The sequence below is a fragment of the Photobacterium sp. R1 genome, assembly GCF_054600795.1.
In genome coordinates, this window is record NZ_BAAHZP010000001.1 from 143,655 (window position 1) to 156,656 (window position 13,002).

The 13,002-nt window shown below is 52.8% G+C and carries 14 protein-coding genes; 12 read left to right on the plus strand and 2 right to left on the minus strand.

Features of this window, described 5'->3' with window-relative positions; all coding sequences use genetic code 11:
- The first annotated feature begins 35 nt into the window (after positions 1-35).
- The 11 genes from flhF (at position 36) to ACYP03_RS00775 (ending at position 11,055) form a co-directional block, all read left to right on the plus strand.
- Positions 36-1,613 (plus strand): flagellar biosynthesis protein FlhF, encoded by a 1,578-nt coding sequence (gene flhF, locus ACYP03_RS00725; RefSeq protein ID WP_459778089.1) that lies wholly within the window; start codon positions 36-38, stop codon positions 1,611-1,613.
- The gene (locus tag ACYP03_RS00730) at positions 1,606-2,493 is read left to right on the plus strand and encodes a MinD/ParA family protein (RefSeq protein WP_248143633.1); all 888 of its coding nucleotides are present in this window, start codon (positions 1,606-1,608) and stop codon (positions 2,491-2,493) included. The genes flhF and ACYP03_RS00730 overlap by 8 nt, the downstream gene beginning before the upstream one ends.
- Positions 2,486-3,211 carry an RNA polymerase sigma factor FliA gene (locus tag ACYP03_RS00735; protein WP_248143635.1) on the plus strand — a complete coding sequence of 242 codons (726 nt, stop codon included), beginning with the start codon at positions 2,486-2,488 and terminating at the stop codon, positions 3,209-3,211. The genes ACYP03_RS00730 and ACYP03_RS00735 overlap by 8 nt, the downstream gene beginning before the upstream one ends.
- 57 nt (positions 3,212-3,268) lie before the next feature.
- Positions 3,269-3,640 carry a chemotaxis response regulator CheY gene (cheY, locus tag ACYP03_RS00740; protein ID WP_211649870.1) on the plus strand — a complete coding sequence of 124 codons (372 nt, stop codon included), beginning with the start codon at positions 3,269-3,271 and terminating at the stop codon, positions 3,638-3,640.
- Positions 3,641-3,675: 35 nt separating this feature from the next.
- On the plus strand, positions 3,676-4,398 hold the full coding sequence (locus tag ACYP03_RS00745) for a protein phosphatase CheZ (RefSeq protein ID WP_459778093.1): 723 nt from the start codon (positions 3,676-3,678) through the stop codon (positions 4,396-4,398).
- Between the two features lie 9 nt (positions 4,399-4,407).
- On the plus strand, positions 4,408-6,564 hold the full coding sequence (locus tag ACYP03_RS00750; protein WP_248143639.1) for a chemotaxis protein CheA: 2,157 nt from the start codon (positions 4,408-4,410) through the stop codon (positions 6,562-6,564).
- A 65-nt stretch (positions 6,565-6,629) separates the two neighbouring features.
- Positions 6,630-7,766 carry a protein-glutamate methylesterase/protein-glutamine glutaminase gene (locus tag ACYP03_RS00755; RefSeq protein ID WP_330960757.1) on the plus strand — a complete coding sequence of 379 codons (1,137 nt, stop codon included), beginning with the start codon at positions 6,630-6,632 and terminating at the stop codon, positions 7,764-7,766.
- A gap of 9 nt (positions 7,767-7,775) precedes the next feature.
- Positions 7,776-8,555, plus strand: coding sequence for a ParA family protein (locus ACYP03_RS00760; RefSeq protein ID WP_248143641.1), 780 nt, complete (start codon positions 7,776-7,778; stop codon positions 8,553-8,555).
- Complete coding sequence (locus ACYP03_RS00765) at positions 8,545-10,107, plus strand: chemotaxis protein CheW (protein ID WP_459778097.1); 1,563 nt, start codon at positions 8,545-8,547, stop codon at positions 10,105-10,107. Before ACYP03_RS00760 ends, ACYP03_RS00765 begins: the two co-directional genes overlap by 11 nt.
- A 22-nt stretch (positions 10,108-10,129) precedes the next feature.
- On the plus strand, positions 10,130-10,624 hold the full coding sequence (locus ACYP03_RS00770) for a chemotaxis protein CheW (RefSeq protein WP_248143642.1): 495 nt from the start codon (positions 10,130-10,132) through the stop codon (positions 10,622-10,624).
- The gene (locus tag ACYP03_RS00775) at positions 10,624-11,055 is read left to right on the plus strand and encodes a DUF2802 domain-containing protein (protein WP_248143643.1); all 432 of its coding nucleotides are present in this window, start codon (positions 10,624-10,626) and stop codon (positions 11,053-11,055) included. Before ACYP03_RS00770 ends, ACYP03_RS00775 begins: the two co-directional genes overlap by 1 nt.
- A 33-nt stretch (positions 11,056-11,088) precedes the next feature.
- Here ACYP03_RS00775 and ACYP03_RS00780 read toward each other — a convergent pair whose 3' ends face one another.
- On the minus strand, positions 11,089-11,388 hold the full coding sequence (locus ACYP03_RS00780) for an EscU/YscU/HrcU family type III secretion system export apparatus switch protein (protein WP_248143644.1): 300 nt from the start codon (positions 11,386-11,388) through the stop codon (positions 11,089-11,091).
- Positions 11,385-12,236, minus strand: coding sequence for a hypothetical protein (locus ACYP03_RS00785; protein ID WP_459778100.1), 852 nt, complete (start codon positions 12,234-12,236; stop codon positions 11,385-11,387). The genes ACYP03_RS00780 and ACYP03_RS00785 overlap by 4 nt, the downstream gene beginning before the upstream one ends.
- 108 nt (positions 12,237-12,344) lie before the next feature.
- Between ACYP03_RS00785 and ccmA the strand changes: the two genes are divergently transcribed.
- Positions 12,345-13,001: a cytochrome c biogenesis heme-transporting ATPase CcmA gene (gene ccmA / locus ACYP03_RS00790; RefSeq protein ID WP_459778101.1), complete on the plus strand. Its 657-nt coding sequence runs from the start codon at positions 12,345-12,347 to the stop codon at positions 12,999-13,001.
- Position 13,002: the final 1 nt, after the last annotated feature.

Below are 13,002 nucleotides of genomic sequence, written 5' to 3' on the forward strand. Positions count from 1 at the left end.
CGCAGGGTAATCCGTCACCGGATGGGAAGACAAAATTGAAAATTAAACGATTTTTTGCCAAGGACATGCGAACTGCACTGAGCGAAGTGAAGGAACAGCTCGGGGCGAATGCAGTGATCATGTCAAATAAGAAAGTGACCGGTGGCGTGGAGATTGTCGCAGCCGTCGATAATGATACGGCGGAAGCGCCGGTACCATCACCGTCACAGCCTGCACGTGATGCACTGGCAGAGCGCTTTGGTGAGGCCAGACGTAAGCTCGCTGATGATAAAGTTCAGCTGCAGAATGCTGCTGGCGGCCGCTTTGCCAAGGTGCTGCAGAATTACTCTCAGGAACAGGATACGGAAGTCGACTCGCTGTCCGCGTTGTTGCAACGCCAGTCGAAACACCTGGCTCAGGCCGATGAACGTCAGGGATATGACTTTTCGAAACGTGCCAAGGCCGAGACGAACGGTTACGGAAGCGATCGTCGCAAGTCGCAGCATCCTTATGGTGCCGGGGGGCGTCAACCGCAGCGCAGTAACGGTTACGACAGTTATCGTCAGAACAATGACGCTGAATCTGCCAGCCATGCGGGCGGACGATATGCGTCGCAGCCAGAGAGCACTGCCAACGGCTATGCCCAGAACCGTCTGGACCCAACCCGTTATGAAGCGCGCTCATCCCGCCGGGATGACGAGCTGGACGCGATGCGCTCAGAGATGGCTTCGATTCGCCGCTTGCTGGAGCACCAGCTGTCGGGTCTGATGTGGCAGGAAGTTGAGCGCCGTGAGCCGATGCGGGCGATGATGATTAAGCGCCTGGAAAAAATGGGGCTGTCTGCAGAACTTGCGGATCAGCTGGCCTGTTACATCCCTGAGGATGTGGCGCCGCATAAGGCATGGAGCTCCCTGCTTCAATTATTGTCCGATCAAATTATTACGACAGATGACTGCATCCTCGAAACCGGTGGTGTGGTCGCTCTGCTGGGTCCGACCGGGGTGGGGAAAACCACCACCATCGCGAAACTGGCCGCCCGGGCTGCCATGGACTTCGGACCGGATGAAATCGCCCTGGTTACAACGGATACTTACCGGATTGGTGCCCACGAGCAACTGGCCACTTACGGACGAATTCTCGGCTGTCCGGTAAGAGTTGCTAAAGATGCCGAGGAACTGGCCGATATACTTCACCAGTTACGGCATCGTCGTCTTGTCCTGCTGGATACAGCCGGGATGGGACAAAGGGATCTGCGCCTGCAGGAGCAGCTGGATACCCTGATGCACAATAGTGGCTCTCATATCCGTAGTTTTCTGGTATTGCCGGCGACCTCCCAGCGCCGCGTATTGCACGAAACCATTGAGCACTTCCGTCGTATCCCGTTATCGGGCTGCGTGTTGACCAAACTGGATGAAACACTCAGTTTGGGAGAAGTGATCAGCGTAACACTGGACAGTGCTTTGCCAATTGCTTATCTGGCTGACGGACAGCGTGTACCTGAAGACATTAAAGTCGCGACAGGCCGCTTCCTGGTGAACCGTGCCAATGAATTGCTGGAAAACGATATGGGCCAGCAACCCCACTTCTGGAACAGCGATAGTGCAGAGAGCCAGGGGGCGGACATTTATGATTGAGAAAATGATGCACGATCAAGCAAGCGGTTTGCGCCGTATGACAAAATTGGCCACAACCAAAGTGATCACCGTCAGCGGTGGTAAGGGCGGGGTCGGCAAAACGAACATCACGCTGAATATGGCGCTCGCAATGGGCCGTCAGGGGAAGCGGGTGATGGTTCTGGATGCCGATCTCGGGCTGGCCAATGTGGATGTGATGCTGGGTCTGCGTGCGGGTCGAAACCTGTCTCACGTGCTGTCCGGTGTATGCGATTTACAGGACATCATCATTGAAGGCCCGTACGGCGTCAAAATCGTACCGGCCTCTTCCGGAACGCAGAATATGGCGGAACTGACCAGTGCGCAGCATATCGGGCTGATCCGTGCGTTTGCGACACTGGAAGATGAAATTGACGTTCTGCTGGTGGATACTGCTGCCGGGATCTCAGATATGGTACTGAGTTTTGCTGGCGCAGCGCAGGATGTACTAGTTGTAGTCTGTGATGAACCGACTTCCATTACAGATGCTTATGCGCTGATTAAAATTCTGAACCGTGAATATCATGTCCAGCGGTTCAAAATTGTCGCCAACATGGTGCGCAGTTATCGCGAAGGTCGTGAGCTGTTTGCCAAGCTTACCCGGGTGACGGAACGTTTCCTTCAGGCAAACCTGGAGCTGGTTGCCTGCATTCCGCTCGACGACCGGGTTCGTCAGTCAATCAAGCGTCAAAAAGTTGTCGTGGAAGCCTTTCCGCGCAGTCCGGCTGCTCTGGCACTGACCACGCTTGCCAATAAAGCGCTGACCTGGCCTGTGCCAAATAATCCGGGCGGACATCTGGAATTTTTTGTCGAAAAGTTATTAGTTAAACCAACACCTGAAGAGGTACCTCTGGGTGAGTAAAGCACTGACATACGGCCGATATCAGGAAACACCCCATGCATTTGTTGAGCGGTATTCGTCACTGGTGAAGCGTATCGCGCATCACCTGATGGCAAGATTACCGCCCAACGTGCAGCTGGAAGACCTGATCCAGGCTGGCATGATTGGTTTGCTGGAAGCACAACAGAATTATGACCCCAGCAAAGGGGCCAGTTTTGAAACCTTTGCCGGTATACGTATTCGAGGAGCCATGCTGGATGATATCCGGCGTGGTGACTGGGTTCCCCGTTCGGTCTACAAGAACAGCCGACGGATATCAGAAGCCATTGCACAGTTAGAGCACAGCTTCGGCCGTGACCCTAATGATCAGGAAATTGCTGAATATCTCGAAATGACACTGGAACAGTACCATCAGGCATTAAATGATGTTAATTGTGGTCGCCTAGTGGGTATGGACGACCTCGGTGTCTCTGAAGATACGGTAGCAACCGAAGATTCAATGGCAGAAAACCTGCCTTTTCAGGATGTCGCGGATGGCAGTTTTCGCCAGGCACTTGCCGGCGCTATCCGGACATTACCTGAAAGGGAAGCACTGGTGTTGTCGTTGTATTACGACGAGGAACTTAACCTCAAAGAAATTGGTGCCGTTTTAGGTGTCAGTGAATCCCGTATTTGCCAGATTCACAGTCAGGCAATGCAACGTTTGCGGGCCAAGCTCTCCGCTTGGACTGCTTCATAAACACACGATTTAGAAGAAAACACTGTGACCTCAGTGGAGGCAACTTTGAACAAAAATATGAAAATCCTCATTGTTGACGACTTTTCAACAATGCGCCGTATTGTCAAAAACCTGCTGCGTGATCTGGGCTTTAACAACACCCAGGAAGCGGATGACGGATTGACAGCGTTACCAATGTTGAAGAAGGGCGACTTCGATTTCGTGGTCACCGACTGGAACATGCCAGGAATGCAGGGCATTGATCTTCTCAAGCAAATTCGTGCGGATGCAAACCTGAAACACTTACCAGTGCTGATGATTACTGCAGAAGCAAAGCGTGAGCAGATCATCGAAGCGGCACAGGCCGGTGTGAATGGCTACATCGTGAAGCCGTTTACCGCTGCCACGTTGAAAGAAAAACTGGATAAGATTTTCGAACGTATGCAGTGATGCCGTCAGTCTGACGCGAACAAGGGTAGACACATATGATTTCACTTGAACAGGCGAGAGAGCTGGTAAACCTGCTGGAGACGAACCAGCGGGCGGAAGCCAATGAGCTGTTCCGGAGCATGGTGACGGATTGCAGAGATCCCATGTATATGGAAGTGGGTAAGCTGACCCGTCAATTACATGATTCACTGCGAAACTTTCGCCTGGACCCCCGGATTGCCGATTTGGCAACCACGGACATTCCTGATGCACGTGGTCGTCTGACTTATGTGATCGATAAAACAGAAGAAGCTGCTAACAAAACAATGGATGCAGTTGAAGGCACTCTGCCAATTGCTGATTTATTGCAGGAGCGCCTGTTGCAAGTGAAACCCCAATGGCAGCGATTAATGCATGGCGACATCACGCTGAGTGAATTTAAATCGCTTTGTCATGCAATTGATGCGCTTCTGATTCAGGTGGAAGGGGACAGCCAGCAGCTGCACCAGCACCTGACTGAGATTTTGATGGCGCAGGACTTCCAGGATTTGACTGGCCAGGTGATACGCCGGGTTATTGAACTTGTTCATGAAGTGGAGCATCAACTGGTCGAAATTCTGAGAGCAGCCGGGATTGACCAAAATGAAGGCATCGCTGACACCAATCAAAAACAACAGCCACTCTCTCCGGAAGGGCCGATTATCAACACTGCCGGACGTACCGACGTGATGTCTACTCAAGATGATGTTGATGATCTGCTATCAAGCCTTGGATTTTAGGGGAAGCTTATGAGCTTTGATTTAGATGAAGATATCCTGCAGGACTTTTTAATCGAAGCAGGGGAAATTCTGGAGTTACTTTCTGAGCAGCTGGTTGACCTGGAACGTCGTCCGGAAGATTCCGACCTGCTGAACGCGATTTTTCGCGGTTTCCACACGGTAAAAGGTGGTGCCGGATTTTTGGCGGTGACACCTTTGGTTGATGCCTGTCACGGCGCCGAGAATATTTTTGACCTGTTGCGTACGGGTAAGCGAACGGTCACGTCTGAGCTGATGGATGTCATCCTTCAGGCGTTAGATACAATTAATGTGATGTTTTCTCAGCTGCAGGATCGTGAACCGATCGATTCTGCAGAGCAAAGCCTGCTGGATGCGCTGCATTACTACAGTCAGCCACCAGGCCCGGAAGAACTGGCAGCTGAGACGGTTTCAGAGCCTGTTGCCGCCGCAGCCCCAGTCCAGGAAGTAGCACCGAAGGCCGATCCGAATCAATCTGCGATTGCCGGAAATTCTGTCGACGAAATTACCCAGGACGAGTTTGAACGTTTACTGGATGAGCTGCATGGCTCCGGGGCTGGCCCGAGCGCGGCAGCGACAGAAGTGAAAGCACCGACACAACCGGTGTCGACGGATATCGACAACGGTGATATTACAGACGACGAGTTCGAGCGTTTGTTAGACGAGCTCCACGGTGTCGGAAAAGGGCCGGGCGACGAAGTCGCCGCCGCAGCGCCGCAGGCGGTTGTGCCTGAAACGAAAGTCAGTGCGTCAGGCGACAGCGATCTGATGACGGACGATGAATTTGAACGTTTACTGGATGAACTGCATGGCTCCGGTAAAGGGCCTTCTGACGAAGAGCTGGCCATTGCGACCAAACCTGCATCTGCTCTGGCCCCGAAAGCAGAGCCGAAGCCGGTTACACCTCCAGTGGCAGAAAAACCGCAGCCTTTGGCTGAGCGGAAAACTACTGCGCTGAAAGAAAAGAGCAAACCACAGGCAGAGGCAACGGTTCGCGTCGATACGTCGACTCTGGATACCATCATGAATATGGTGGGTGAACTGGTGCTGGTTCGTAACCGTCTCATCAGTCTGGGGCAGAACAGCAACGACGAAGAAATGTCGAAAGCGGTTGCCAATCTGGATGTGGTGACGGCTGATCTGCAGGGTGCGGTGATGAAAACCCGCATGCAGCCGATCAAGAAAGTGTTCGGTCGCTTCCCGCGCGTAGTTCGCGATCTGGCCCGTAGCCTGAAAAAAGAAATTGTGCTTGAAATGCGCGGTGAAGAGACAGATTTGGATAAAAACCTGGTGGAAGCACTGGCAGATCCGCTGATTCACCTGGTGCGTAACTCAGTTGACCACGGGATTGAAATGCCCGATGTCCGCGAGAAAGCCGGTAAGTCACGAATCGGTACTGTCCTGCTGTCGGCAGCACAGGAAGGGGATCATATCCTGCTGACCATCGAAGATGATGGTGGCGGTATGGACCCGGATCGTCTGCGCCAGATCGCTGTTGAACGCGGTGTGATGGACGTTGATGCGGCAGCCCGGTTGTCTGACAGCGAATGTTACAACCTGATCTTTGCGCCAGGGTTCTCGACCAAGAAAGAGATTTCAGATATCTCCGGCCGGGGCGTGGGTATGGACGTAGTGAAAACTGGTATCAGCCAGTTGAATGGCTCCATCCATATTGATTCGAACCTGGGTAAAGGCACGCGCATTGATATTAAAGTGCCGTTGACGCTGGCGATTTTGCCAACCCTGATGGTCGGTGTTGCTGACCAGCCGTTTGCGCTGCCGCTGGCAAGTGTGAATGAAATTTTCCATCTGGATCTCGGCAAGACCAACGTGGTGGACGGGCAATTGACCATTATCGTACGCGATAAGGCCATTCCGCTTTTCTATCTGCAGGACTGGCTGATTGGCCATCGTGTAGAGAAGCGCGACCGTCAGCTGGGTCATGTGGTGATTGTACAGATTGGTCATCAGCGCATGGGCTTCGTGGTCGATACTCTGATTGGTCAGGAAGAGGTGGTGATCAAGCCGCTGGATGAGCTATTGCAAGGTACGCCGGGTATGGCAGGCGCAACCATCACCAGTGATGGTCATATTGCCCTGATTCTTGATGTGCCAAACCTTCTGAAACATTACGCAGGCCGCAGATAATAACAATCAACAGGGGCGCACAGCCCCTGATCATTCGTGCCTGATTGCATACGGAATGAAATAAAATGGCTGTAAAAGTTTTGGTGGTGGACGACTCCAGTTTTTTCCGCCGCCGGGTGAGTGAAATTATCAATGCGGATCCGCGTCTGGAAGTGATTGGCGATGCTGTCAACGGTAAGGAAGCCGTTGAAAAAGCGCGGACTTTAAAGCCGGATGTCATCACGATGGATATCGAAATGCCTGTGATGGATGGTATCACCGCAGTGCGCGAAATCATGAAAACCAACCCGACGCCGATTTTGATGTTCTCTTCTCTGACTCACGAAGGGGCAAAGGCGACACTGGATGCGCTGGATGCCGGGGCACTGGATTTTCTGCCGAAAAAATTTGAAGACATTGCCCGAAATAAAGATGAGGCGGTGTCACTGCTGCAAAAGCGTGTGGGTGAACTGGCCCGTAAGCGTTTGTTTATGAGAGTACCGGCTCGTCCGGCAGTCAGCACGACCACAGCGGCGACAAGTCGTCCGCTGACCACCGCGCGTACGACGCTCAGTACTGCGTCTGCGACAACGCAGACCCGTTCAGCACCAGCTCGTCCTGCCGCTCGTTTCAAGGCGACAGGCAAGTCTTATCAGCTGATGGCTATCGGAACATCAACGGGTGGTCCGGTTGCGCTGCAAAAAATTCTGACTCAGTTACCAGCTAATTTTCCTTACCCGATTGTACTGGTCCAGCACATGCCAGCGACCTTTACCGCGGCCTTTGCTGCTCGCTTGAACAATCTGTGTAAGATCAGCGTGAAAGAAGCTGAAGATGGCGATGTGCTGCGTGCCGGAACTGCGTATCTGGCTCCTGGCGGGAAGCAGATGATGCTGGAAGGCCGTCCGGGCAATGGCCGCCTGCGAATTATTGATGGCGGCGATCGCATGAACTACAAGCCATGTGTGGATGTGACTTTTGGTTCAGCAGCCAAGGTTTATCACGACAAAGTACTGTCGATGATCCTGACCGGGATGGGTGCAGATGGCCGGGACGGCTCTCGCATGCTGAAATCTGCGGGTGCAACGGTATGGGCGCAGGATGAAGAAAGCTGCGTGGTATACGGGATGCCGCAGGCAGTGGCGAAAGCAGGAATCTCTTCCGAGGATTTACCGTTAGATCGAATTGCTGAGCGTATTCTGATTGAGGTCGGCTTAGCTTAAGGAGCGGGTGTGGTAGTCTGGAGTATTGCCAATCAGAAAGGCGGTGTGGGTAAAACCACGACAACTGTCAGTCTGGCGGGCTTGTTAAGTGAGCGGAACAAACGGGTGCTACTGGTGGATACCGATCCGCACTCGTCTCTGACCACTTACTTTAATTTTGATGCTGATCGTCTTGATGCCAGCCTGTTTGACCTATTCCAGCTGTCGACCATCAACCGTGATACAGTCAAACCGATGGTACTGGAGACCCGGTATAAGCACATTCATCTGCTGCCGGCCCATATGTCACTGGCAACACTGGATCGGGTGATGGGGACCCGAAGCGGGATGGGACTGATCCTGAAAAAGGCGCTGCAATGCCTGAATGAAGAGTATGACTACGTGCTGATTGACTGTCCGCCCATTCTTGGGGTGATGATGGTCAATGCGCTGGCGGCCAGCGATCGCATCCTTATCCCGGTACAGACGGAGTTTCTGGCCATGAAAGGTCTGGAACGTATGATGCGAACGCTGCAGATCATGCAAAAGTCCCGTCCGAGTGATTTCAAAGTCACCATTGTGCCGACCATGTATGACAAGCGGACCCGGGCGTCGCTTGAGACCCTGCAGGAACTGAAAGTGCGCTACGCGAATCAGGTCTGGGCCTCGGCGGTACCGATTGATACCAAGTTCCGTGATGCCAGTATCAAGCACATGCCACCGTCTTTGTATGCACGCGGTTCACGTGGCGTCTATGCCTACAAAACACTTTTGAATTACCTGGAGCGGCTTCGTCAAGATGAACGATAACTTCAAGCTGTCCAGTGAACAGGCACTCGATGATTATTTTTTCGGGCTGCTGGATGATTCCCAGCAGCCTGATGACGTATTGACAGACCCGGATTCTGCGGAGCTGGCTGCCCCGGCGCATCAGGAGAGTGAAGATGTCACGCCTGATGATGCACCTCAAATGGTTTCTGAGCTGGCAACAGAGTCGGTTCACGAAGAGCCGCAGGAAGAGCTTCAAGCAGAGCTTCAGGAAGAGGAGCCGGTTGAAGTACTGGCGGATATGGCTGCACAAACCGCAGTTCATCAGCCATTTGATTTCAACTTGCTGGATGAATCTGCCGATTCAGAGGGTTCGCTGACCGCTGTCGGGGCTGAACCGCCGTCTTTGCGGGCGATGGCGACACCTATTCCATCACCCGTACCGGCGTCATCTCTATCCGGTATTGCGGATGAGGAACCGGAGCTCCGTGTTCCTGAGGTCAGGTTTACACCGCCTCGCAGTAAGGCTGACTTAGACCAGTTACAGCGTTTGCTGGATCAGATGTCAGCCATGCAGGCACAGGTGATCTCCGAGAGTGAAGCCTGGGTGGCAGAGCAGCATCAGTTGGCGGCACTGGAACAGCAGGACGGTGCAGAGCCGGTTGAAACCGGACTGAATGCGCCCGGTTGGTTTGAAGACAGTGAAATGCTGCAGGAATCGGCTCAGAAAGCGTTCCAAACGTCAATTACGGAAACGGTTGAAGATATTTTTCCGGAGCCCTTACCGGAACCAGCTTCGCTCATATTCCAGGAGCCGGAGCCTGCGATTGCGCCTTATGCAGAGCCGGAAGATGATTTTTGGCTGATGCAGACCCTGCCGAAAGTGGCAGAGGCCCCATCCGTGACCGAACCGGAAGTTTCGCGCCCGGTTATGGAAACCAGCTCTCAGCCTGAAGAGGAAATAGTTGTCACTTCTGCTGAGACGGACATCCTTAATGATGTGGCCGTCGAAGAACTATCTGTTCCGGAAGAAACTCAGGTGACAGCGCCGGATTTTGAGCCGGTCCCGGAAACGACGGCAGAGCCTGAACCTGAATTGACCTCAGAACCACCGCCGCCGTCCTGGGAATTGCCGGCATCCAGTGGTCAGTCTGAGTTTCAGGCATTGTTTTTCTCCGTGAATGGCGTGACGTTCGCGGTGTCACTGACAGAACTGGGCGGAATTCATCAATTAGGTGAATTGAGTCACCTGATTGGTCGCCCGAGCTGGTATATGGGGTTGCAGTCTGAGCAGCACCGTAAGTTGGATGTGGTCGACACAGCACGCTGGGTCATGCCTGAATCCATACACAACGATGACCACCGGGAAAACTACCGGTATGTGGTGATGTTGGGTGAAAGTAAATGGGGGCTGGCCTGTGATCAACTTCACGGAACAGAAACCCTGACAAAACATAGTGTTCGCTGGCGTGAAAAGGCAGGCAAACGGCCCTGGCTGGCGGGTATGGTGAAAGAGAAAATGTGTGCTTTAATTCATGTCAACGAACTCATTTCTATGCTGAAAGCGGGTTTAGACGTGAACAGTATTGTGTGACAAAGGCCGGAGAGGAAACAGCATGTCGCAGGTAAATGTTGCCGAAATTCAAAAAGAAGACAGTCACGACCAGGTATTACAGTGGGTCACTTTCCAGCTGGAAGAAGAAACCTACGGTATTAATGTAATGCAGGTCCGTGAAGTTCTGCGTTACACCGAAATTGCACCGGTTCCGGGCGCTCCGGATTATGTGTTGGGTATTATCAACCTGCGCGGCAATGTCGTGACAGTGATTGATACCCGTGCCCGTTTCGGCCTGACACCAGGAGATATTTCGGATAATACCCGGATCGTGATCATTGAAGCTGAAAAACAGGTCATTGGTATTCTGGTCGACAGTGTTGCGGAAGTGGTTTACCTGCGCAGCTCTGAAATTGACAGCACACCAAGCGTGGGCACTGATGAAAGCGCCAAGTTTATTCAGGGCGTCAGCAACCGAGATGACCAATTACTGATTCTGGTTGATTTGAATAAGCTCCTGTCTGATGAAGAATGGGATGAGATGGCGTACCTGTGATGCCAGAACTGTTGCTTAAATGGCTGCCGCTGGCTGTTTCTTTGCTGGCGGTTGTAATTGCTGTTGTGCTGGTCAAGCGTGAACGAAAAGCACGTCAGGAACTTGAATCGAAGTTTTCTGCGGCTGAATTGTTACTGAAAACAGCCAGACAGCAGCAAGAAAGCTTAACCAAACAGTTCCATGAACTGCGTGCCGGCGCAATCGCCATGAGCAATAAAATGGCTGATCTGGCACGTCAGCAGGATGAATTGTCTGAACGTCAGGGAGAAATGGCCATGCAGGATCCTGAGGGCCGTTTGTACAGTCGCGCCAGTAAAATGGTTGAGCTGGGGGCTGACGTGAATGAGCTCATGGAAGAATGTGATCTGCCAAAGGCTGAAGCTGAGTTGTTACTTCGCTTACAGCAACGCATGAGTAAGCGCCGTCGTTAAACAGGCATCCCGGATGCCTGTCACTTCCGAGCTTCATGCTGTTTCATTCACAGGTTGATACCCTTCCCATCCGGGAGGGGTTTTTCCGTTCAGGACCCAGGAAAACGCAATCAGTTCTGCAATTACCACAAAGAGGGCCGGTGGAATATCATCGCCCACCTCCAGTCGGTTCAGATACTCGGCCAGTACCGGATCCTGATGAATTAAGCCGCCTTGAGCTTTCACCTGCTCAATAATTTCTTTTGCCCAGTCATCATAGCCTTTGGCAGCAACGTAAGGCGTTTCATAGCCGTCGTAACTTAACGCGATGGCGCTGTTTTGTTTTTTATTCATACGCTTATCCTGATGCCGCATTGCGGGGCCATGATCGGGTCGTTGTCCTCAGCAACCGGAGTGAGTCGGAAAGAGACCGCTTCGCATTTGATTTCCAGATCTTTGAGGCGACGGGTCAGCTGAGGTGATAAAGATTCCGCGTGTTGCAAAACTGCAGGTTGGGCACTGTCAAAGCTCAGGCTGAGTTTTTCATCCTGCCAGATAGCCGTTGCCTGCAGGCTGTCCTGCTCGCCAACGGGCAAGCCCAGCGTGACGACCCAACTGCGGCCCGGGCGCTTTTTGGTAGTTTTTGACTGCGTGTCTCTGGATTGCACACTGAGCCGGATCTCACGCCCGTTCGCCTGAGGCAGATGGAGAATAAAGGGGGTGTTTTCATCGCGTCCGACCGGATTGCCGGCAATTCTCTGCTCGGCAGCCAGGCGGATCAGTGCTTTGAGCTCACTCTGGACGTTGTCTGGTAAGCTGGCCAGCAGTTTCGCCAGCGGGCTGTCCGGCTGAGACAACTGAGTCACCAGCGCCTTCAGGCTGTCTTTGCCGGCCCCCTGCTGCAGCCACCGGACAATCTCCGCCGGAGACTGAGGCAGCACTAACTGCGTCAGCCATTGTGCAACCGGGGACCCCTGTGTGCTGAGGTTCGGGGGGAGATTGCCGAATAATCGTTGCAACACTTGAAGTTGTGTTAACAAGTGTGAAAGTTGGCTGATCTGATTCCCGGATTGGAATAAAGTCGCACCGGTCTGCTGGGGCGAGGCCGTCTGGGTTACGGTCCCGGTTGCCTGAGATTCTGCTGTCCGCGACGTATTGTTGATGGCTGTCTGATAAGCCGAAGTTTGAGATATAGAGGTCACATTTACTTACCTTGCTACCGGATTGATAACAGCCTGAAACTAACAAAGATATTCGTCGCTGTGATATTATCCGGGGATGATTTAACACACTCAGGATGACGCATCACTATGTTGTCAGTGAACGGATTGAGCTGTACCCGCGATGAACGTGTGCTGTTCGATGATCTTCATTTTTCTGTCACTCCCGGCGAACTGGTTCAGATTGAAGGTCGCAACGGTGCAGGTAAAACCACGTTGTTACGCATTATCGCCGGGCTGGGACAGCCGGATGCCGGTGACGTTTACTGGCACGATAACAAGATAGTCCATGTCCGTGAAGAGTATCATAGCCAGATGTTGTTTTTGGGACATCAAACTGGGGTGAAGCGCGAATTAACGGCTTACGAAAACCTGACTTTTTTTCAGGCAATGCATGAGCTCCGTCACAACGAGGCACTGACGGGGCAGGCTAAAGTGCAGGGTGAGGATGCGATCTGGCAAGCGCTGGCGCATGTCGGTCTGGCGGGCCGTGAAGATGTGCCTGCGGGTCAGCTTTCTGCAGGTCAGCAACGACGTGTGGCGCTGGCAAGGCTCTGGCTGAGTAATCATCCGTTGTGGATTCTGGATGAGCCCCTGACCGCGATTGATAAACATGGAGTAAAAGTGCTGGAACAGCTGTTTGTGTCCCATACTGAACGTGGGGGTACTGTAATGCTGACCACGCATCAGGATATGTTTTCCTCGCAGGATCGTCTGCGCAAAATTACCTTGGGGCAGGCGCTGTAGA